We start from the raw sequence: 20467 nt of genomic DNA on the forward strand, positions 1-20467 counted from the left end.
TCGCCACCCGCTACGACAAACTTGCCCTGACCTACCGCGGAGGAGTCGTCCTCCGCGCCATCACCATCTGGTTACACGAATTAGGAGACACGCCCTAGACAGGAAGCCGAACAAAGGGGTACCCGTGGGTCGACTCACGCTCGGAATCATGTCGCGCTCGCGCAAGCCGGATGAACGCCGGTTGCCGATTCATCCGCTGCATTTCGACCGGATCGATCCGGAGGTGCGCGAGCGGATCTTCCTCGAAAGCGGGTACGGTGAAGACTTCGGAATCTCCGATGACCAGCTCGCGCCGCTGGTCGCCGGCCTGCGCTCGCGGGACGAACTCATCGCCGAATGCGATGTCATCCTGCTCGCCAAGCCGTTGCTTGCCGACGTCGAGCAGCTGCGCGAGGGACAGACCCTGTGGGGCTGGCCGCACTGCGTGCAGGATGCCGCGCTCACCCAGCTGGCCATCGACAAGCGGCTGACCCTGATCGCCTTCGAGGCGATGAACCATTGGACGGCCTCCGGCGAGTTCAACTTGCACGTGCTGCACAAGAACAACGAGCTCGCCGGCTACTGCTCGGTGCTGCACTCGCTGCAGCTGATCGGCTCGACGGGCGACTACGGCCGGAAGTTGCGGGCCGCCGTGATCGGCTTCGGGGCGACCGCGCGGGGCGCGGTGACCGCGCTCAACGCCCATGGGATCTATGACGTGAGCATCCTCACGAACCGGGAGATCTCGGCCGTCAGTTCCCCGATCCACTCCGCGAATATCGTCCAGCTCGACCAGGGCGAAGACGGACCGGGGCACTTCGCCCTCGTCGACGAGGCCCGCGTGCCGGTGCCGGAGTTCCTCGCGGGGCACGACATCATCGTCAACTGCGTGCTCCAGGACACGAATGCGCCGCTCACCTTCCTCTCGGACGCGGACCTGCCGAGGCTCGCGCCCGGGACGCTGGTCGTCGACGTCTCCTGCGACGAGGGCATGGGTTTCAGCTGGGCCAGGCCGACGTCGTTCCGGGAGCCCACGTTCACGGTCGGCCACCACGTCACGTACTACGCCGTCGACCACAGCCCGTCCTACCTCTGGAACTCGGCGACCTGGGAGATCAGCGAGGCCCTGCTGCCCTACCTCGAGGACGTGCTCTCCGGCGAGGACGCCTGGGAGGCCAACGAGACACTCCGGCGCGCGATCGAGATCCGCGACGGCGTCATCCAGAATCCCAACATCCTCGCCTTCCAGGGGCGCCCCGCGGAGTACCCGCACGCGCGCGGGGAGTAGTCACCTCGCACCTGTCCTCCACCGATGGGCGGATGCCGGCGGTCGCACCGATGTCCGAAACCCGCGAGCCCGGTTCTGCCCGGCCGAATAAAGTAGAGCCATGACCAGCACAGCAACGTCTTTGATCCGGGTTCAGAGCCCCCTGGGCCGCCTGGAACTCACCGGCGACGGCGAGCAGATCCTGTCGTTGTCGATTGAACGCGGCGGGCATCTGCCGCTCGAGGGGGCACCCGAGGTGCACTCCCCCGTGCTCGACGAGGCCGCGCGGCAGCTCGGCGAATACTTCGCCGGGACGCGCACCGCCTTCGACCTGCCCGTGCGCCTCAGCGGGGGCACGGCATTCCAGCAGGCCGTCTGGAACCGGCTCGCCGGGATCGTCTTCGGCGAGTATCTCTCCTACGGCGAACTCGGCCAAGAAATCGGCCGGCCGGGCTCCGGCCGCGCGATCGGCGGGGCCGTCGGCGCGAACCCGGTTCCGATCATCATCGCCTGCCACCGGGTGCTCGCGTCCAACGGCCGCATCACCGGGTACAGCGGCGGCAACGGCATCCCGACCAAGGTCTGGCTGCTCGACCACGAGGGAATCGGGCACGCGGCGTGAGCGAACTGCCCGAGCGGGCATCCGTCATCGCCGGGCCGGACGGCCTCACCCGCTGCGCCTGGGTCGGCGTCGATGCCGAATACCAGCGCTACCACGACGAGGAATGGGGCCGCCCCCTGCTCGGCGACCAGCGCCTGTTCGAGAAGCTCTGCCTCGAGGGGTTCCAGGCCGGTCTGTCCTGGATCACGATCCTGCGCCGCCGCCCCGCGTTCCGGGCCGCCTTCCACGATTTCGACATTGACCGGGTCGCCGCGATGGACGAGGCGGACGTTGAGCGCCTCGTCGCCGACGCCGGCATCATCCGCCACCGCGGCAAGATCCTGGCGGCCATCGGCAACGCCCGCGTCACGCGGGACCTGGGCGAGAGCCTCACCGACCTGATCTGGAGCTTCGCGCCGCCGCCCCGGCCGGAGCGCCTGGGTTCGTTGCAGGACATCCCGGCGATCACGTCCGAGTCGACCGCGCTGAGCGCCGAGCTGCGCCGCCGCGGCTACCGCTTCGTCGGGCCGACGACGATGTACGCCCTCATGCAGTCGGCCGGCCTAGTCGACGACCACGTCGAACTCTGCCACCGCAGTACCCGCGAAACCGCAGTTGTGCGCGTTATTCGTCCCGTTTAGGGCGCACAACTGCGGTTTCGCGGGGAGGAAGCGCCGGTCAGACGACGAGTTCGAGCTCGCCGGGGGCTCCGCGGTGCAGCCGGAAGCCGGCCGTGGGCGCCCAGTCGAGCAGTTCCTCGGCGGAGGCGAAGACCCGCCCGTGCTCCAGGATCGCGCGGGTGAACTCACCCTTCGACTTCTTGTTGAAGTGGTTGAGCGCCCGCTTCTGTCCGCCCGGGGCCTCGGTCACGACCCGGAGGAACAGCGACTCCGACCCGGCCGGGGCCGCGCCGAGTGCCACGTAGGCCTCCGACCTCAGGTCGAGCACGAGCCCCTCTGCGACGGCGAGGGCCTGGCTGACCGCGCCGCCCCAGTGCTTCTTCAACGGATGCCCCGGCAACCGGGAATCGTGCGAGAACCGGTACGCCGGCACCAGGTCGAGGGCGCCGACCGGCCCGAACAGCGCCGAGTGCACGACCACGTGCCGGCCGGCGAAGTCCCGCGCGGCGGCGGACAGGGTCGGCGCATCCAGTGCGTCGTAGAGCACGCCGGTGTAGCGGTCCAGCGCGGCCATCGTCGGCGAGGTGGTCAGGGCGCGATTGCGCTGCACCTCGGCGGCCTGCGTGCGGCCGAGCTTGAGGGCGGCCATCATGGCCTCGGGATCCCGAGCCAGGGCGCGCAGCTCACGCACGAGTACCCGCCGCTGAGCATTCAGCGACGGGTACCCGAGTGACTTACTGTCGAACGATCCGCCTTCGCCACCGTCACGCTTGGTTTCCGACGGCGGAAGGAGAATCAGCACGATCGACTAAACGAGCCCTGCCTGGCGGGCAACGATCGTGATGGTGTCGTTCTCGACGGAGAGGAAGCCGTCGGCTGCCTCCGCGACGATCTTCGATCCGTCGGCCAGCGTCATGCGAACCTCGCCACTGGCGAGGATCGCGAGCATCGGCTCGTGGCCGGCGAGAATACCGATCTCGCCTTCCACGGTGCGAGCAACGACCATGGTCGCCTCGCCGGACCAGACCTGCTGGTCCGCCGAGACAACGCTGACGTTGAGCGGCGCCGAAGCCATGCTTAGCCGTTCTCCTTCTGGATCTGAGCCCACTTCTCTTCGACGTCGTTGATGCCACCGACGTTGAAGAAGGCCTGCTCGGCCACGTGGTCGAACTCTCCGTTGGAGATCGCGGTGAACGCCTCGATGGTGTCCTTCAGCGGAACCGTGGAACCCTCGACACCGGTGAACTTCTTCGCCATGTAGGTGTTCTGGGACAGGAACTGCTGGATGCGACGGGCACGCGAAACGGTGACCTTGTCCTCTTCGGAGAGCTCGTCAACACCGAGGATCGCGATGATCTCCTGGAGTTCCTTGTTCTTCTGGAGGATCGCCTTGACGCGAACGGCCGTGTTGTAGTGATCGGCGCCCAGGTAGCGGGGGTCGAGGATGCGGCTGGTCGAGGTGAGCGGGTCGACGGCGGGGTACAGGCCCTTGGATGCGATCTCACGCGACAGCTCGGTCGTCGCGTCTAGGTGCGCGAACGTCGTTGCCGGCGCGGGGTCGGTGTAGTCGTCGGCGGGAACGTAGATCGCCTGCAGCGAGGTGATCGAGTGTCCACGCGTCGAGGTGATGCGCTCCTGGAGGATGCCCATCTCGTCGGCGAGGTTCGGCTGGTAACCCACGGCGGAAGGCATGCGGCCCAGCAGGGTCGACACCTCGGAACCGGCCTGGGTGAAGCGGAAGATGTTGTCGATGAAGAGCAGGACGTCCTGCTTCTCCACGTCGCGGAAGTACTCGGCCATGGTCAGGGCGGAGAGCGCGACGCGCAGACGCGTTCCCGGCGGCTCGTCCATCTGGCCGAACACGAGGGCGGTCTTGTCGAAGACGCCCGCCTCTTCCATCTCCGCGATCAGGTCGTTGCCCTCACGGGTGCGCTCGCCGACACCGGCGAACACGGACACTCCACCGTGGTCCTGCGCGACGCGCTGGATCATTTCCTGGATCAGGACGGTCTTGCCGACACCGGCGCCACCGAACAGGCCGATCTTTCCGCCGAGAACGTACGGCGTGAGAAGGTCGATGACCTTGATGCCGGTCTCGAACAGCTGGGTCTTGGACTCCAGCTGGTCGAACGCCGGGGGCTTGCGGTGGATGGGCCAGCGCTCGGTGATCTCAAGCTTCTCGCCGGGGACGCCGTTGAGCACCTCGCCGATGACGTTGAACACCTTGCCCTTGGTGATGTTGCCGACCGGGACCGTGATGGGTCCGCCGGTGTCGCGCACTTCCTGGCCGCGGACGAGTCCGTCGGTCGGCTTCAGCGCGATGGCGCGAACGAGGTCGTCGCCGAGGTGCAGGGCGACCTCGAGCGTGATCTCGGTCGACTCTTCGCCGATCGTGATCGTGGTCTTCAGCGCGTTGTAGATGCCCGGGATCGAATCATGCGGGAACTCGATGTCGACGACGGGGCCAGTGACGCGCGCGATGCGGCCCACAGCGCCTGCTGTGTCCTCCGCGCGAACTGGCGCGCTCATGGTGTCAGTCATAGCTCTCTCTTCTCTGGTTACTTCTTGGCGGATGAGAGCGCATCGGCTCCACCCACGATCTCGGAAATCTGCTGGGTGATCTCGGACTGGCGGGCGTTGTTCGACAACCGCGTGTAGTCCGTGATCAGCTTGTCGGCGTTGTCGCTGGCCGACTTCATCGCCTTCTGGCGGCTGGCGTGCTCTGAGGCGGCCGACTGCAACATGGCGTTGAAGAGACGGCTCTCGATGTATACCGGCAGCAGCCCGTCGAGCACGGTTTCAACATCCGGCTCGAATTCGTACAGCGGCAGCACGGTGTGCTCGCCCGGCTCTTCCATGCCCTCGACGACCTCGAGGGGAAGCAGTCGCACGACCTCTGGAACCTGGGTCACCATGCTCACGAAGCGGTTGTAGACGATGTGGATCTCGTCGACGCCGCCGTCTTCCGAGTCCCGCAGGAAGGATTCGAGGAGCGCGTCGCCGATGTCCCTGGCCGTCTCGAAGAGGGGCTGGTCGGTCCCGCCGGTCCAGATCCGTTCGGATGCGCGGCGGCGGAAGCCGAAGTAGGCGACCGCCTTGCGTCCGACGAGGAAGTAGACGACATCCTTGCCCTGGCTGCGCAGCAGTTCGCTGAGCTCCTCAGCCTCGCGAAGCACCTGGGAGCTGAACGCCCCGGCGAGTCCGCGGTCCGACGCGAAGATGAGCACGGCAGCGCGATCGATCCTGGCCGGCTCGGTCGTGAGCACGTGCTCAACGTTCGAGTATGTGGCCACGGCCGATACGGCGCGCGTGATCGCCTTCGAATACGGGGTGGACGCAGCGACCCTCGCCTGCGCCTTCTGGATGCGCGAGGCGGAGATCAGCTCCATGGCCCGAGTGATCTTCTTGGTCGTCTGGGCAGATTTGATCTTCTGCCGGTAAACCCGAAGTTGCGCTCCCATGTGTCTCCTGTGGTTGCTAGATGTTTAGTACGAAGAAATCGGTGATCGAGCCGGTCGCGATTAGCGCCTGCGCTTCACGATCTTTTCCTGGTTGACGTCTTCTTCGGCGATGGCTTCGAACTGTTCCTTGCCCACCGAGGCGAGCGGCTTGCCCTCGCCCGTCTGGAATTCGAGCTTGAACTTGTCGATCTCGCTGGTCAGCGCGGCGACGGTGTCATCGGAGAGGACGTTCGTCTCGCGCAGGGTCGACAACACCGTGGTGTTGCGGGCCAGGAAGTCGAGCAGCTCGCGCTCAAAACGCAGCACGTCCTCGACCGGGACCTCGTCGAGCTTGCCGTTGATGCCGGCCCAGATCGAGACGACCTGGTCTTCGACCGGGTAGGGCGAGTACTGCGGCTGGCGCAGCAGTTCGGTGAGGCGGGCGCCACGAGCGAGCTGGCGACGGCTGGCCGCATCCAGGTCGGACGCGAACATCGCGAAGGCTTCGAGCGAGCGGTACTGCGCCAGCTCGAGCTTCAGCGTTCCGGAGACCTTCTTGATCGACTTCACCTGCGCGTCGCCACCGACACGGGACACCGAGATGCCCACGTCGACTGCGGGGCGCTGGTTGGCGTTGAAGAGGTCGGACTGCAGGAAGATCTGGCCGTCGGTGATCGAGATCACGTTGGTCGGGATGTAGGCCGCGACGTCGTTCGCCTTGGTCTCGATGATCGGAAGACCGGTCATCGAACCGGCACCGAGCTCGTCGGAGAGCTTGGCGCAACGCTCGAGCAGACGGGAGTGCAGGTAGAACACGTCACCCGGGTAGGCTTCGCGTCCCGGCGGGCGACGCAGCAGCAGCGACACGGCGCGGTACGCCTCGGCCTGCTTAGAGAGGTCGTCGAAGACGATGAGGACGTGCTTGCCGGCGTACATCCAGTGCTGGCCGATGGCCGAGCCGGTGTACGGGGCGAGGTACTTGAAGCCGGCCGGGTCGGACGCGGGGGCGGCGACGATGGTGGTGTACTCCATCGCTCCGGCGTCTTCCAGGGCACCCTTCACCGAAGCGATGGTGGAGCCCTTCTGGCCGATGGCGACGTAGATGCAGCGAACCTGCTTGTTCGTGTCGCCGGACTCCCAGTTGGCCTTCTGGTTGATGATCGTGTCGATCGCGATGGCCGTCTTGCCGGTCTGGCGGTCACCGATGATCAGCTGGCGCTGGCCGCGACCGATCGGGATCATGGCGTCGATGGCCTTGATGCCGGTCTGCATCGGCTCGTGCACGGACTTGCGCGCCATGACGCCGGGCGCCTGCAGCTCGAGGGCGCGGCGGCCTTCGGTCGCAATGGCACCGAGGCCGTCGATGGGAGCGCCGAGGGGGTCGACGACGCGGCCGAGGTAGCCGTCGCCGACGGGAACGGAGAGAACCTCGCCGGTGCGGTGCACCTCCATGCCCTCAACGATGCCGCCGAACTCACCGAGCACGACGACGCCGATCTCATCTTCGTCGAGGTTCTGGGCCAGGCCCAGGGTGCCGTCGGCGAACTTGATGAGCTCGTTGGCCATCACGCCGGGCAGGCCCGAAACGTGGGCAATTCCGTCGCCGGCGGTGGTGACGTAACCGACCTCGGTCGTTGCGGTCTTGTTCGGCTCGTAGGACTTGACGAAGTCCTGGAGAGCGTCGCGGATCTCATCCGGGCTGATCGTTAGTTCTGCCATCATCTTCCCTTTTCTGTACGGGGTGTACAGGTCTTGTCAGTTTCGAGGCGTTGCCGCACCGAAGTGTCTATGTTCTGGCTGACCGTGGGTCAGCCAGCAAGCTGGAGTCTCAGGTCCTTGAGCCTCGTGGCGATGCTGCCGTCGATCACGTCATCGCCGATCTGAACGCGGACACCGCCGACGAGGCCGGGGTCGACGATCTGGTTGATCGTGAGTTCGCGGCCGTAACGCGCCGCAAGGCTCTGGTTCAAGCGTTCGAGCTGAGCCGGAGCGAGCTCGGCGGCCGAGGTGACCGTCGCGATCGTGGTTCCGGACTGGTCGGCGACCACGGATGCCGCGTGGCGCAGCAACTGGCCGATCCGCCGGCCGCGAGGCTGGCGCACCAGATGGCGAACGATCGCGAGCGTCTGGGCCGAAACCTTGCCGGCCAGCAGCGCGTCGACCAGGTCGAGCTTGGCGTCGGCACGGCCGAGCTTGCTCGTGAGGGCAAGTTCGAGTCCGGCGTCGGAGGAGACTGCGGCGGCGAACGCGAACAACTCTGACTCGATCGACACGTTCCGCGGCGCGGAAGCGGCGGCTGCCCGCAGCCCCAGCTCCTCGATGCCGGCCAGCAGGTCGCCCTGGCTGGACCAGCGCACCGACGCTGCCTTCTTCAGCAGCACCAGGGCGCTCGGCGTGAGGGCGGACGAGAACACTCGCTCGACGAGAGCGAGGCGGGCCTTCTCGTCCGAGGACGAATCGGCCAGCGCGGAACGCAGCTGGGACGACTCGCCGACGACCCGACCGGCCGTGAACAGGCTTTCGCCCGTCGCCAGATCGACCGAGCTGCCGAGGGCAGCCAGTGCGTCCCTCGACGAGGCCAAAGCTTCTCTGGTGGCGCTTCCCATTACTTAGCTGCTTTCTCCGAGGCCTCAAGGTCGGCCAGGAAACGGTCGACGATGGCGGCGGCCTTCGCGTCGTCGGTCAGGCTCTCGCCGATGACGCCGGAAGCGAGGTCGATGGCCAGGGATCCCACCTCGGAGCGGAGCGACACGACTGCTGCCTGGCGCTCTGCTTCGATCTGGGTCTTGGCAGAGGCCGCGATACGTGCCGCCTCGGCCGATGCCTGATCCTTGTGCTCGGCGACGATCCGCTGGCCGTCTGCACGGGCCTGGTCGCGGATCTGACCGGCCTCGGCGCGCGCGCCGACCAGCTGTGCCGTGTACTGCTCGAGAGCAGCCTCGGCCTTGCGCTGGGCGTCGTCGGCCTTGGCGATGTTGCCTTCAATGGCCTCGGCGCGGTCGTCAAGGAGCTTCTGCATCCTCGGAAGCACGAGCTTCCAGAAGAAGAACAAGATCACCACGAACACGACCGTGGACCAGATGATGTCGTAGATCTCCGGGATGAGCGGATTCTTCTGCTCAGCCTCCGCGGCAGCTGCAATCACTGCGTGAAACATCATGCCTCCTAACTAGGTGTAAAGAGGACTAGACGAAGATGAAGCCGACGGCGATACCGATGAAGGCGAGCGCCTCGGTGAAGGCGATACCGATGTACATCAGGACCTGGAGACGGCCGGCCAGTTCGGGCTGACGTGCGACACCCTCGATGGTCTTGCCGACGACGATGCCGACGCCGATGGCCGGGCCGATGGCTGCGAGGCCGTAACCGACGGTCGCGATGTTGCCCGAGATTGCAGCGAGAACGGTTGTTGCGTCCACGTGTGTTTCCTTCCGTAAGGCGAATAAGGCAGGTGCCGAATTCGTGTTTAGTGTTCCTCAGCCAGCGCGAGCTGGATGTAGACAGTGGTGAGCAGTGCGAAAACGTAGGCCTGCAGAACAGCTACGAGGAGCTCGAACAGCGTGAACGCGAACCCGAAGGCCAGCGTGCCGACACCGAACGCCTTGAAGCCGCCATCAGCGGTGAAGAAGAAGAACTGCGTGGCCGCGAAGAACAGCACCAGGAGCAGGTGGCCGACGACCATGTTCATCAGCAGTCGGAGCGTCAGCGTGATCGGTCGGATCACGAAGGTCGAGATGAACTCGATCGGCGTCACGATGATGTACAGCGCCGGCGGAACACCGGGCGGGAAGAGTGAGTTGCGGAAGAACTTGCCCGCGTTCTTCTTGACGCCGGCGTAGATGAACGCGCCGTAGGCAACGAGGCCCAGGACCAGCGGAGTGCCGATCACGGCCGTGCCCGCAATGTTCAGGAAGGGGATGACACCGGTGAAGTTCATGAACAGGACCATGAAGAAGATGGTCGTGATCAGGGGCAGGAAACGCTGCCCGTCCTTCTTGCCGAGCAGATCCTCGGCGATGTTGACGCGGACGAGGTCCAGGCCCATCTCGACGACGCTCTGGAGGCGGTTGGGAACAACCTTCATGCGGCGGGTGCCGACCCAGAACACGAGCATCAGCACGGCGACCGCGAGGAAGCGGATCAGAATGACCCGGTTTATCTCAAACGGGGTGTCCGCGAAGAAGATGGCATCCGGGAAGAATTCGTTGATGGACGGACCGTGAAAAGTACCGTCGTCGGTGGCAGACGGGACCAGCAGGTTTACAGCGGTTTCTAGCAGCGCTTTCTCCTGTTTCGGGGCGGTGAGCTCGGCTCGCGCGACGACGGATAAGTGACAGATTTACGACGCCGTAAGAGCAGCAGCAAACCGGGGTGGGATCGCCTAACTGTAGCAAGAAACGGGCGTGTAACCCAATCGAGAGGCGCGTCCTGACGCGGTTCAACCGTCGCTGGGTGCCTTCGGCAGGGTCACATCGCTCGCGTACGGCATCCGGCTCTTCATCACGACGACCACGTCGACCACCAGCGAGCCGACCACGCCGGCGATGATGCTGAGCAACAAGACGACGGGCTGGATCCACGGCTGGCCGCGCAGAAGGAACATCAGGGCCAGGAAGACCACGAATTTCAGGAGCCAGCCGCCCATCACGATTCCGAAGAACGCGCCGATGGCCGCCTCCGTGCCGGCGAAGCGGTTGGCGAGCAGGATGCTGCCGGCCGTGATCCCCATGAACACCACGGCCATGAGCGTGCCGACCAGGGCACTGACCACCCCGGAGACGCCCGCGACGAGTCCGCCGACAATGGCCCCGACCACCATGATGCCCAGCGCCAGGAAGGCCCCGTAGACCAGGATCCTGCGCAGGACCGGCACGGAGGTCGGCTGGTTGGGTTGGGGTGTCGTGCTGGTCATACGGTCTCCTCGGCTTTCTCGGACGCCTCGTCGAGAGGGTCGAGCAGGGCGGTTGTATCGCGGTCGCCGGGGTCGCTGGGAGCGAGCTGGCTGGCGGCCTCGACGGCCTTGCGCCGGCTGAGCGGCGCGAGCGTGACAATGGTGCAGGCAAGCAGCGTGATCACCAGGAACATCGTGGCATACCAGCTGGGCAGCCCGAAGTAGACCGGCAACACGAAGTACAGCAGGCAGCCCACGGACGCCGCCGCGGTCCAGCCGTAGAAGATGAGCACGGCGTGCAGGTGCGAGTGCCCCATGTCGAGGAGCCGGTGGTGCAGGTGCTTCCGGTCGGCGCTGAACGGCGACTTGCCGGCGCGCACGCGGCGGAACACCGCCAGCCCGAAGTCCAGCAGCGGGATGATCAGGATCGCGACGGGCAGGATGATCGGGATGAACGCCGGGAACAGCTGCGAGTTGTTGACCGCGGTCGGGTCGATCTGGCCGGTGATGGCGATCGCCGAGGTGGCCATCAGCAGGCCGACGAGCAGGGCGCCGGCGTCCCCCATGAACAGCTTGGCCGGGTGCCAGTTGAGCGGCAGGAAGCCCACGCAGGCCCCGACGAGGACGGCGGCGATCAGCGAGGCGAGGTTGAAGTAGTTGGTGGGCGAGGTGTCCCGGACGAGCAGGTAGCTGTAGAGGAAGAACACGCCGTTGGCGATCAGGGCGACGCCGGCGACGAGTCCGTCGAGCCCGTCGATGAAGTTGATCATGTTCATCACGATCACGATGGCCAAGACGGTGATCACGATCGACATCCACCCCGAGCCGACGGTCAGGCCGCCGATCGGGAGCGAGTAGATCTGCACACCCTGCCAGGCGACGAGTCCGGCGGCGATGAACTGCCCGGCGAGCTTGGTCATCCAGTCGAGGTCCCAGATGTCGTCGGCGACACCGAGCAGCACGATCAGCAGCGCGGCGCCGAGGATGGCCAGGATCTTGTTCGGTTCGGCGAAGATCAGCCGGAGGGGCGCGAATTGGGACGCGATCAGGTAGGAGACGCCGAAGGCGACGAGGATGCCGAAGAACATCGCGATCCCGCCGAGCCGCGGGGTGGGGGTGACGTGCACGTCCCGAGACCGGATCTTCGGGTACAGGCGGTAGCGGTGGCTCAGCTTGAAGACGACGATCGACAGCCCGAAGGTGACGGCCGCGGAGACCAGGGCGAGCAGCAGGAACAGGGTCATGGGTCAGCCCGCGGAGGTGGTCTCGTCCGCCGGAGCGGACGCGTCGGGACGGGCCGCGTCGGGCACGGCGGGTTGGGGCTCGGCAGCGTCTGCGTCGGCAGCTTCTACGGCGGCAACGTCTGCGTCGGCAGCTTCTACGGCGGCCGGCGGTGCCGCGGGGGCCAGGACGTCGCCGATGACAGCCTCGATGGCCTCCCGCGAGATGACGCCGTTGCGCACGATGGTCAGCCTGCCGCCGTTGCTCTCGAAGGCCGTGGCATCCACGATCGTCGACGACGTGTCGCCGGCGCGGTCGCCGATGGGCTCGTAGGCCTGGCCGGCCACTCCCCCGTCGAGGTAGACGGACACGCTGTTGCCGAGCATCTCCTCGGCACCCTGGGCGTCGATGGCCGCCGGCAGCCCGCTGCGGTTTGCCGACGACACCGCGAGCGGCCCGGTCTCGGAGAGCAGCTCGAGCGCGATCTTGTCCTGCGGCATGCGCAGGGCGACGGTTCCCCGGGTGTCGCCGAGGTCCCAGACCAGCGACGGCTGGGCGTTGAGCACCACGGTCAGTCCGCCCGGCCAGAACGCGGCGACGAGGTCGCGCACTGGCTGCGGAACCTCCTGCGCGAGCGCATCGAGCGTCGGGATGCCGGGGATGAGCACGGGCGGCGGCGACTGGCGGCCGCGACCCTTGGCATCCAGCAGCCGCTGCACGGCCTCGGGGTTGAAGGCGTCCGCGGCGATGCCGTAGACGGTGTCGGTGGGGATGACAACGAGCGCGCCGCGGCCGATGGCCGAACGTGCGAGTCTCATGCCGGTCAGGAGTTCCGTGTCGACCGAGCAGTCATAGATGCGTGTCATATGGGCTCGATTCTAGGCGACCCACCTCCGCGAAACTGCAGTTGTGCGCGTCATTCGGGCCGAATAAGGCGCACAACTGCGGTTTCGCGGGAGTGGAGGCGGGGGAAGGGAAGGGAGGGGACGGGGAAGGGACTGTGCCTAGGGTCGGAGCGCGGTGGTCGCCCGGTCGCGGGTCGTGTAGTCGCGGTGGGTGGCGGGGGCGCGCCAGCCGTCCTGCGCCAGGAGCGCGCGGATCTCCGCGCCCTGCAGCTCGCCGTGCTCGATCACGAGCACCCCGCCGGGGCGCAGCAGGCGCAGCGCGGTCCTGGAGACGTGCCGCACGACATCCAGCCCGTCCGCACCGCCGTAGAGGGCGTGGGCCGGGTCGAACAAACGCACCTCCGGGTCGCGCGGGATGGCGTCGGCCGGGATGTAGGGCGGGTTGGAGATGACCACGGCCACGGTACCGTCCAGCTCGGTCAGCGCGTCGGCCAGGTCGCCGAACACGAGCGTGGCGTTCGGTGCGTCAACCTGCTCGAAGTTGCGGGTGGTCCAGGGGAAGGCCTCCGGCGAGTTCTCCACCGCCCAGATCACCGCGTTGGGCACCTCGACCGCCAGGGCCAGGGCGATCGCGCCGCTTCCCGTTCCGAGGTCCACGCCGATCGGGGCGGGGTCGGGCAGCGAACGGAGGGCGTCGATGGCGAACTGGGCGACCTGTTCGGTCTCCGGCCTCGGCACGAACACGCCGGGGCCGACCAGGAGTTCGAGGGAGCGGAAGGGCGCCCGACCGGTGATGTGCTGGAGCGGCTCGCGCAGGGCCCGGCGCCGGAGCAGCTCCAGGATCGCGGCGGCATCCGTGGAAGTAAGAGGTGTGCCCATGATCACCGCGGCCTGCACCTGGCCGCGGCTCAGGCCGAGCACATGGCCGGTCAGGAGGTCGGCGTCCACCTCGGCGTCGGCGATCCCGGCTCGGGAGAGAACGCCGATCGCGTGGCCGCGCATGGCGTCGACGGTCGTGGGAAGCGGGGAATGCTCTGGTGTCACAGTCACCCCGCCAGTGTCACACACGGGAATGCACAGCATTCACGGGTGCAATGAGCCCTAGGCTGAACGAGATTGTTGATCCCGAGCGAAAGGTGCCCCCGTGGCGGCGAAAATCTACTCAGACATCACCGGAGCCGTCGGCGGCACTCCGCTCGTGCGGCTGAATCGGATCACGGATGGCGCGGCCGCCACTGTTCTGGCGAAACTCGAGTTCTACAACCCCTCCGGCAGCGTGAAGGACCGCATCGGCATCGCCATCGTCGACGCCGCGGAGGCGTCCGGTGAACTGGCTCCCGGCGGCACCATCGTGGAGAGCACCAGCGGCAACACGGGCATCGCCCTGGCCATGGTCGGCGCGGCCCGCGGCTACCGGGTCATCCTCGCGATGCCGGAGTCGGCGAGCAAAGAACGCCGCGTGCTTCTCCGTGCCTACGGCGCCGAGGTCGTGCTGACCCCGGGCCCCGAGGGCATGCGCGGCGCGGTCGAGAAGGCGAAGGAAATCGTCGCGAGCACCCCCGGCGCGATCATGGCCCGCCAGTTCGACAACCCCGCCAACCCCGCCATCCACAAGGCCACGACCGGCGTCGAAATCTGGGACGACACCGACGGGGCCGTCGACATCCTCGTGGCCGGTATCGGCACCGGCGGCACCATCACCGGCACCGGCCAGCTGCTCAAGGAGCGGAAGCCCGAAGTCGTCGTCGTCGGCGTCGAGCCGCTCGACTCCCCCATCCTCACCGGCGGCACCCCCGGCCCGCACAAGATCCAGGGCATCGGCGCCAACTTCGTCCCGGCCGTGCTCGACCGCACGGTCTACGACTCGGTCACCGATGTGACCCTGGCCGATTCCCTCGCGACCGCGCGCCGGCTGGCGACGGATGAGGGCATCCTGGCCGGCATCTCCGGCGGGGCGGCCGTCTGGGCCGCGCTGGAGCAGGCGAAGCTGCCCGAGAACGCCGGCAAGACCATCGTCGTCATCGTGCCCGGCTTCGGGGAGCGCTACATCTCCACGGTGCTCTACGAGGACCTGCTGGACTAGCGAATGGGAGTCTTCTCGCGCATCCGGGAGGATGTCGCCAACGCACGCGTCCATGACCCGGCCGCACGCAGCAACAGCGAGGTGTTCCTCGCCTACAGCGGGCTGCACGCGGTCTGGTCGTACCGCATCGCGCATCGTTGGTGGGTCGGCGGCCTGCGGCTGCCCGCCCGGATGCTCTCCCAGTTCGCGAGGTTCCTGACCGGCATCGAGATCCACCCCGGCGCCACGATTGGACGCCGGCTGTTCATCGACCACGGTATGGGCGTCGTGATCGGCGAGACGGCCGAGCTCGGCGACGACGTGATGCTGTACCACGGGGTCACCCTCGGCGGTAAGAGCCGTCACGGCGTGCAGCGCGGTGCCAAGCGGCATCCGACCCTCGGAGACGGCGTGACGGTCGGCGCGGGCGCGAAGATCCTCGGCCCGGTGACGATCGGCGCCTGGAGCACGATCGGCGCCAACGCCGTCGTCACGAAGGACGCACCCGCGAAGTCCCTGCTCCTCGGCATCCCGGCGACGGTGCGACCGGTCTCCGTCGACACCATCGAGGCCGCCCGGGGACTGCACTACTCCGAAGACTGACCGTCCGGCAGGGCTGGGCGGAGGAGGACAATAGAAGGATGTCCCGCCCAGCGCCGTCGCCCGCTCCACTGTCCCTGCCGGTCCTCGACCTGTCCCGCCTGGATGCGGGCGAGGCGGAGGCCGCAGCCTTCCGGGCCGAGTTGCGGGAGGCGACCCACGAGTACGGTTTCTTCTACCTGACCGGCCACGGTGTCCCTGCCGACCTCGTCGACCGTGTCATGGGCACGGCCCGCGCGTTCTTCGACCTGCCCGAGGCCGACAAGATGGCGATCGAGAACCTGCAGAGCCCGCATTTCCGCGGGTACACGCGCGTCGGTGGCGAGCTGACCCTGGGCGCCGTCGACTGGCGCGAACAGATCGACATCGGTCCGGAACGTCCCGCGGTCCCACGCACGCCGGATACCCCCGACTACCTGCGCCTCGAGGGGCCGAACCTGTGGCCCTCTGCCCTCCCCGAACTCCGCGAGGTCATCGGCCAGTGGCACGACGAGCTCAGCGCGGTCGCGCTTCGCCTGATGCGGGCCTGGGCGCTGTCGCTCGGCGCCGACGAGCACGTCTTCGACGAGGCCTTCGCCCGCGAGCCGTTCACCCTGATCAAGATCGTGCGCTACCCAGGCAAGTCGGACCCCACCCCGAGGCAGGGCGTCGGCGCGCACAAGGATTCCGGCGTGCTGACGCTGCTCTTCGTCGAACCCGGCAAGGGCGGCCTGCAGGTGGAAAAGGACGGCGCGTGGATCGACGCACCGCCGCTGGACGGCGCGTTCGTCGTCAACATCGGCGAGCTGCTCGAGGTGGCCACCGACGGCTACCTCAAGGCCACCGTGCACCGCGTGATCTCGCCGCTCCTCGGCGACGACCGCATCTCAATCCCGTTCTTCTTCGGCCCCGCGCTCGACGCGACGATCCCGCTGCTGACGTTGCCGGAGTCGCTGGAGGCGCCCGGGATCACCCTCGACCCCGCGAATCCGATCTTCACGACCTACGGCGAGAACGCCCTGAAGAGCCGGCTCCGCGCGCATCCGGATGTCGCCGCCATCCACTACCCCGACCTCACCCGCTAAAAACCCCCGCGAAACCGCAGTTGTGCGCGTTATGCGTCCCGCATATCGCGCACAACTGCGGTTTCGCGGGGGTGGGAGTGCGGGTTAGTCGTGGTCGCCGATCTCGGCGAGGCGGGTCGCCTCGTCGGCGGTGATGCACGACTCGATGACGGCATCCAGGGCGCCGTTCATCACGGTGTCCAGGTTGTACGCCTTGTAGCCGGTGCGGTGGTCGGCGATGCGGTTCTCCGGGAAGTTGTACGTCCGGATGCGCTCCGACCGGTCCATCGTGCGGATCTGGCCCTTGCGGACCAGCGATGCCGCGGCGTCGATCTCCTCCTGCTGCCGGGCAAGCACGCGGGCGCGCAGCACTCGCATGCCGGCTTCCTTGTTCTGCAGCTGGCTCTTCTCGTTCTGCATGGCCACGACGATGCCGGTGGGCAAGTGGGTGATCCGCACGGCGGAGTCGGTCGTGTTGACCGACTGGCCGCCGGGCCCGCTCGATCGGTAGACGTCGATCTTGAGGTCGTTCGGGTGGATCTCGACTTCCTCGGGCTCATCAACCTCGGGGAAGACGAGCACGCCGGCCGCCGAGGTGTGGATGCGTCCCTGCGACTCGGTCGCCGGCACGCGCTGCACGCGATGCACGCCGCCCTCGTACTTCAGGTGCGCCCAGACGCCCTCTGCAGGGTCGCTGGAATTGCCCTTGATCGCGAGCTGGATGTCCTTGATGCCGCCCAGGTCGCTCGTGGTCTGCTCGATGATCTCGGTTTTCCACCGCTTGGACTCCGCATAGTGCAGGTACATGCGCAGGAGGTCGGCGGCGAACAGCGCCGATTCGGCGCCGCCCTCCCCCATCTTGATCTCCATGATCACGTCGCGTGCGTCCAGCGGGTCCCGCGGGATCAGCAGGCGCCGCAGCTTCTCGGCTGCGGCCTCCTGCGCCTCAACGAGGTCGGGGATCTCCTCGGCGAAAGACTCGTCTTCGTCCGCGAGTTCGCGGGCGGCATCGAGGTTCTCGCCGATCTCTTTCCACTCGTACCAGGCCGCGATGATGCGGCTCAGCTCGGCATACCGACGGTTGACCTTCTTCGAGCGGGCCGGATTCGCGTGCAATTCCGGATCCGCCAACTGGGCCTGCAGCTCGTCGTGCTCAGCCAGCAGGGTCAGGACAGATTCGAACATCAGTGGTCCTTGTCTGACCCGTTCGGGGTCGGCATCGACTTCTGGACCTGCATCAGGAACTCAACGTTGGAGGAGGTCTCCTTGAGACGGCCGAGGATGACCTCGAGCGCCTGCTGCTGCTCGAGCCCGGCGAGGGCGCGGCGCAGCTTCCAGGTGATCTTGACCTCGTCGGCGCTCATCAGCATCTCCTCGCGGCGGGTGCCGGATGCGTTCACATCGACCGCGGGGAAGATGCGCTTGTCGGCCAGCTGGCGGGACAGGCGAAGCTCCATGTTGCCGGTGCCCTTGAACTCCTCGAAGATGACGTCGTCCATCTTGGAGCCGGTCTCCACCAGCGCCGAGGCGAGGATGGTGAGCGAGCCACCGTTCTCGATGTTGCGAGCGGCACCGAAGAAACGCTTCGGCGGGTAGAGCGCGGATGCGTCGACTCCACCGGAGAGGATACGACCCGAGGCCGGGGCCGTCAGGTTGTAGGCACGTCCCAGGCGGGTGATCGAGTCGAGGAGCACGACCACGTCGTGGCCCAGCTCGACGAGGCGCTTGGCGCGCTCGATGGCGAGCTCGGCGACGGTCGTGTGGTCCTCGGCGGGACGGTCGAAGGTCGAGGCGATGACCTCACCCTTGACCGTGCGCTGCATGTCGGTGACCTCTTCCGGACGCTCGTCGACCAGGACGACCATGAGGTGGACCTCGGGGTTGTTCGTGGCGATGGCGTTGGCGATCTGCTGCAGGACGATGGTCTTGCCGGCCTTGGGCGGCGAGACGATCAGGCCGCGCTGGCCCTTGCCGATCGGGGCGACGAGGTCGATGATGCGCTGCGTCAGCTTGCCGGGCTCGGTCTCGAGGCGCAGGCGCTCCTGCGGGTAGAGAGGAGTGAGCTTCTGGAACTCGACGCGGGTGGCGGCCTCTTCAACGGTGAGCCCGTTGATCGAGTCGACCTTGACGATCGCGTTGTACTTCTGGCGACCGCTCTGGTCGCCCTCGTGCGGCTGACGGATCGAGCCGACGACGGCGTCACCCTTGCGCAGGTTGTACTTCTTGACCTGGCCGAGGGAAACGTACACGTCGCTGGCACCCGGCAGGTAGCCGGAGGTGCGCACGAAGGCGTAGTTGTCGAGGACGTCGAGGATGCCGGCGACCGGGATCAACACGTCGTCATCGCTGAGCTCGGGCTCGAAGTCGTCTCCCGTGCTCGGGCCGCGACGCTTGCGGTCACGGAAACGGTTGCGGTTGCCGCGGCCGCCGAGGTCCTCGTCGGGACCATTGCGGTCCTGGCCCTGACGGTCCTGGCCCTGCTGACGGTCCTGCTGACGGTCCTGCGTCTGCTGGCGGTCCTGGCCCTGCTGGCGGTCCTGGCCCTGCTGGCGGTCCTGACCCTGACGGTCCTGGCCCTGCTGGCGGTCCTGGCGGGTGGTTGCCTGGCGCTGGTTCTGCTGGCGCCCACCGTCTTCGGTGCGCTCGGCCGTCTGGCTGCGGTCGCCGCCGCGGCTGCGGTTGCGGCTGCGGCCCTGGCGGGGCTGCTCGCCCTGCTCGGACTCGTCGGTCGATTCGGCCTGCTCGGCCTGCTCGGCGCGGTCGGTCGGCTCGGTCGGCTCAGCGGGCTGGGCCTCCTGCTCTTCCATGTTCCGGGCGTCGATGCTCTCGCGGGCATCGATGCTGTTGCGCGCGCCGCCGCGGCCGCGGCGCGCGTTCCGGCCGGAGCCGGCGGCCGCCTCGGGAGCGACCTCGGTCGCTGCCTCGGTTGCTGCCTCGGCTGCGGGAGCCTCGGTGGGCGCTGCCTCTGCGGCCGCGGACTCCAGGGTGGCGGCGTCGGCGGCGGCTGCCTTGACGGTGGCCGAGCTCGCGCGCTTGCGGGCCTGGCGAACCGGCTTCTCCGCGGCGACCGGCGACTGCGCGGCATCGGTGTCGGTCGAGCCGGCGTAGGTCGCCGGTGCGGCGGTCTTGCGGGAGTTGGCGGCGGGCGCCTCGGGGAGAATGATGCCGAAGTCGAGGACACCGTCAGCGCTGACGTGTGCGCCGGCCGGCGCGGCGGTCGCGGTGGTAACGCGACGTGAGGCTCGCTTGCGCGGCGCCTCAACGACGGTCGGCTCCTCAACGACGGTCTGGGCGACAGCCTGGGCAACGGCCTCGGCGACGTCCGCGTCGACGGCGTCGGGGAGGCTCACCGGAGCGGTCGAGCCGGCGTTCCTGGACTGGATCTCGGAAATCGCTTCCACGAGCTCTCCTTTACGAAGTTTGGAGGCACCCTGGAGGCCGAGCTCGCCGGCAAGAGCCTGCAGTTCGGCGACGCGGAGGGTGTTGAGGTGGGCAGAGCCCGCACCAGAGGTGCGAAGGTTGACATCGGTCACGAAGGGGGTTCCTTTCGCCTGGCGCTCGATGAGCTTGACCAGGAGACATGTTGCAGCGACTGACGCGCTGCGGGTGAACCAATCCGAAGATGGAAAGGATTGGTGTAAACCACACAGCCACGCACGGAAGACGCGATAGCAGTGAGTTACAGGGAATACACCGGAGAACAGATCCGCACGTTACGCGGTTTCTATCGGGTGCACGTCGACTCTAACACTCCAGCCTGTCAGTCCGACGCATCCGCGCCCGACACGCGGCCCCCAATCCGAGTGGGGGCCGCGCCCGACAGCGAACCCAACTGTTGCCCATGCGGACGACTGTTCCCGGTGCGCCGGCAACAATTGTCCGCATGGGCAACAGTTGC

The 20467-nt window shown here is 67.3% G+C and carries 21 protein-coding genes; 6 read left to right on the top strand and 15 right to left on the bottom strand.

The window, feature by feature from the left end:
- Positions 1-148: 148 nt before the first annotated feature.
- From E3O23_RS12705 to E3O23_RS12715, 3 genes are all read left to right on the top strand, one after another.
- The gene (locus tag E3O23_RS12705) at positions 149-1267 is read left to right on the top strand and encodes a N(5)-(carboxyethyl)ornithine synthase (protein WP_166790506.1); all 1119 of its coding nucleotides are present in this window, start codon (positions 149-151) and stop codon (positions 1265-1267) included.
- Between the two features lie 100 nt (positions 1268-1367).
- Positions 1368-1868, top strand: coding sequence for a methylated-DNA--[protein]-cysteine S-methyltransferase (locus tag E3O23_RS12710; protein WP_134491564.1), 501 nt, complete (start codon positions 1368-1370; stop codon positions 1866-1868).
- 5 nt (positions 1869-1873) lie between these two features.
- Positions 1874-2488: a DNA-3-methyladenine glycosylase I gene (locus E3O23_RS12715; RefSeq protein ID WP_241983474.1), complete on the top strand. Its 615-nt coding sequence runs from the start codon at positions 1874-1876 to the stop codon at positions 2486-2488.
- A 37-nt stretch (positions 2489-2525) separates the two neighbouring features.
- Here E3O23_RS12715 and E3O23_RS12720 read toward each other — a convergent pair whose 3' ends face one another.
- The 13 genes from E3O23_RS12720 to prmC form a co-directional block, all read right to left on the bottom strand.
- Complete coding sequence (locus E3O23_RS12720) at positions 2526-3269, bottom strand: YaaA family protein (RefSeq protein WP_134491565.1); 744 nt, start codon at positions 3267-3269, stop codon at positions 2526-2528.
- A gap of 6 nt (positions 3270-3275) precedes the next feature.
- Positions 3276-3542 carry a F0F1 ATP synthase subunit epsilon gene (locus E3O23_RS12725; protein ID WP_134491566.1) on the bottom strand — a complete coding sequence of 89 codons (267 nt, stop codon included), beginning with the start codon at positions 3540-3542 and terminating at the stop codon, positions 3276-3278.
- Positions 3543-3544: 2 nt separating this feature from the next.
- Positions 3545-5008 (bottom strand): F0F1 ATP synthase subunit beta, encoded by a 1464-nt coding sequence (gene atpD, locus E3O23_RS12730; protein ID WP_134491567.1) that lies wholly within the window; start codon positions 5006-5008, stop codon positions 3545-3547.
- 17 nt (positions 5009-5025) lie between these two features.
- On the bottom strand, positions 5026-5928 hold the full coding sequence (locus E3O23_RS12735; RefSeq protein WP_134491568.1) for a F0F1 ATP synthase subunit gamma: 903 nt from the start codon (positions 5926-5928) through the stop codon (positions 5026-5028).
- A gap of 60 nt (positions 5929-5988) precedes the next feature.
- On the bottom strand, positions 5989-7626 hold the full coding sequence (gene atpA / locus E3O23_RS12740) for a F0F1 ATP synthase subunit alpha (protein WP_134491570.1): 1638 nt from the start codon (positions 7624-7626) through the stop codon (positions 5989-5991).
- A gap of 89 nt (positions 7627-7715) precedes the next feature.
- A complete protein-coding gene (locus E3O23_RS12745) occupies positions 7716-8513 on the bottom strand; it encodes a F0F1 ATP synthase subunit delta (RefSeq protein WP_134491571.1) in 798 nt (265 codons plus the stop codon).
- Positions 8513-9064, bottom strand: a complete 552-nt coding sequence (locus E3O23_RS12750) for a F0F1 ATP synthase subunit B (RefSeq protein ID WP_134491694.1) — start codon at positions 9062-9064, stop codon at positions 8513-8515. The genes E3O23_RS12745 and E3O23_RS12750 overlap by 1 nt, the downstream gene beginning before the upstream one ends.
- Before the next feature lie 28 nt (positions 9065-9092).
- Positions 9093-9326, bottom strand: coding sequence for a F0F1 ATP synthase subunit C (gene atpE, locus E3O23_RS12755; protein WP_134491572.1), 234 nt, complete (start codon positions 9324-9326; stop codon positions 9093-9095).
- Positions 9327-9373: 47 nt separating this feature from the next.
- Complete coding sequence (gene atpB, locus E3O23_RS12760) at positions 9374-10186, bottom strand: F0F1 ATP synthase subunit A (protein ID WP_134491573.1); 813 nt, start codon at positions 10184-10186, stop codon at positions 9374-9376.
- A gap of 159 nt (positions 10187-10345) precedes the next feature.
- Positions 10346-10819, bottom strand: a complete 474-nt coding sequence (locus E3O23_RS12765; RefSeq protein ID WP_134491574.1) for a Cg1360 family ATP-synthase-associated protein — start codon at positions 10817-10819, stop codon at positions 10346-10348.
- A complete protein-coding gene (locus E3O23_RS12770) occupies positions 10816-12042 on the bottom strand; it encodes an MraY family glycosyltransferase (RefSeq protein ID WP_134491575.1) in 1227 nt (408 codons plus the stop codon). Before E3O23_RS12770 ends, E3O23_RS12765 begins: the two co-directional genes overlap by 4 nt.
- A 3-nt stretch (positions 12043-12045) precedes the next feature.
- A complete protein-coding gene (locus E3O23_RS12775; RefSeq protein ID WP_134491576.1) occupies positions 12046-12885 on the bottom strand; it encodes an L-threonylcarbamoyladenylate synthase in 840 nt (279 codons plus the stop codon).
- Positions 12886-13023: 138 nt separating this feature from the next.
- A complete protein-coding gene (gene prmC, locus E3O23_RS12780) occupies positions 13024-13866 on the bottom strand; it encodes a peptide chain release factor N(5)-glutamine methyltransferase (protein WP_134491696.1) in 843 nt (280 codons plus the stop codon).
- Between the two features lie 142 nt (positions 13867-14008).
- On the opposite strand from prmC, the gene cysK reads away from it, so the two are divergent.
- The 3 genes from cysK to E3O23_RS12795 are packed head-to-tail and all read left to right on the top strand — an operon-like array spanning position 14009 to position 16590.
- Positions 14009-14947 carry a cysteine synthase A gene (gene cysK / locus E3O23_RS12785; RefSeq protein WP_134491578.1) on the top strand — a complete coding sequence of 313 codons (939 nt, stop codon included), beginning with the start codon at positions 14009-14011 and terminating at the stop codon, positions 14945-14947.
- Between the two features lie 3 nt (positions 14948-14950).
- Positions 14951-15529 (top strand): serine O-acetyltransferase EpsC, encoded by a 579-nt coding sequence (gene epsC, locus E3O23_RS12790; protein WP_134491579.1) that lies wholly within the window; start codon positions 14951-14953, stop codon positions 15527-15529.
- A gap of 38 nt (positions 15530-15567) precedes the next feature.
- On the top strand, positions 15568-16590 hold the full coding sequence (locus E3O23_RS12795; protein WP_134491580.1) for an isopenicillin N synthase family dioxygenase: 1023 nt from the start codon (positions 15568-15570) through the stop codon (positions 16588-16590).
- Positions 16591-16674: 84 nt separating this feature from the next.
- On the opposite strand, the gene prfA is transcribed toward E3O23_RS12795, so the two are convergent.
- Both prfA and rho read right to left on the bottom strand, forming a co-directional pair.
- A complete protein-coding gene (prfA, locus tag E3O23_RS12800; RefSeq protein ID WP_092321665.1) occupies positions 16675-17754 on the bottom strand; it encodes a peptide chain release factor 1 in 1080 nt (359 codons plus the stop codon).
- Complete coding sequence (rho, locus tag E3O23_RS12805; protein WP_134491581.1) at positions 17754-20102, bottom strand: transcription termination factor Rho; 2349 nt, start codon at positions 20100-20102, stop codon at positions 17754-17756. Before rho ends, prfA begins: the two co-directional genes overlap by 1 nt.
- Positions 20103-20467: the final 365 nt, after the last annotated feature.

Source organism: Cryobacterium tagatosivorans (genome assembly GCF_004402215.1).
GTDB lineage: Bacteria > Actinomycetota > Actinomycetes > Actinomycetales > Microbacteriaceae > Cryobacterium > Cryobacterium tagatosivorans.

Excerpts from the sequence above, each read along its gene's own strand:
- atpD (WP_134491567.1), bottom strand. The coding sequence starts at position 5,008 with ATGACTGACACCATGAGCGCGCCAGTTCGCGCGGAGGACACAGCAGGC.
- prfA (WP_092321665.1), bottom strand. The coding sequence starts at position 17,754 with ATGTTCGAATCTGTCCTGACCCTGCTGGCTGAGCACGACGAGCTGCAG.
- E3O23_RS12725 (WP_134491566.1), bottom strand. The coding sequence starts at position 3,542 with ATGGCTTCGGCGCCGCTCAACGTCAGCGTTGTCTCGGCGGACCAGCAG.
- E3O23_RS12705 (WP_166790506.1), top strand. The coding sequence starts at position 149 with ATGTCGCGCTCGCGCAAGCCGGATGAACGCCGGTTGCCGATTCATCCG.
- epsC (WP_134491579.1), top strand. The coding sequence starts at position 14,951 with ATGGGAGTCTTCTCGCGCATCCGGGAGGATGTCGCCAACGCACGCGTC.
- E3O23_RS12795 (WP_134491580.1), top strand. The coding sequence starts at position 15,568 with ATGTCCCGCCCAGCGCCGTCGCCCGCTCCACTGTCCCTGCCGGTCCTC.
- prmC (WP_134491696.1), bottom strand. The coding sequence starts at position 13,866 with ATGCGCGGCCACGCGATCGGCGTTCTCTCCCGAGCCGGGATCGCCGAC.
- E3O23_RS12775 (WP_134491576.1), bottom strand. The coding sequence starts at position 12,885 with ATGACACGCATCTATGACTGCTCGGTCGACACGGAACTCCTGACCGGC.
- E3O23_RS12745 (WP_134491571.1), bottom strand. The coding sequence starts at position 8,513 with ATGGGAAGCGCCACCAGAGAAGCTTTGGCCTCGTCGAGGGACGCACTG.
- E3O23_RS12770 (WP_134491575.1), bottom strand. The coding sequence starts at position 12,042 with ATGACCCTGTTCCTGCTGCTCGCCCTGGTCTCCGCGGCCGTCACCTTC.
- E3O23_RS12750 (WP_134491694.1), bottom strand. The coding sequence starts at position 9,064 with ATGTTTCACGCAGTGATTGCAGCTGCCGCGGAGGCTGAGCAGAAGAAT.
- E3O23_RS12710 (WP_134491564.1), top strand. The coding sequence starts at position 1,368 with ATGACCAGCACAGCAACGTCTTTGATCCGGGTTCAGAGCCCCCTGGGC.
- atpA (WP_134491570.1), bottom strand. The coding sequence starts at position 7,626 with ATGGCAGAACTAACGATCAGCCCGGATGAGATCCGCGACGCTCTCCAG.
- E3O23_RS12735 (WP_134491568.1), bottom strand. The coding sequence starts at position 5,928 with ATGGGAGCGCAACTTCGGGTTTACCGGCAGAAGATCAAATCTGCCCAG.
- E3O23_RS12765 (WP_134491574.1), bottom strand. The coding sequence starts at position 10,819 with ATGACCAGCACGACACCCCAACCCAACCAGCCGACCTCCGTGCCGGTC.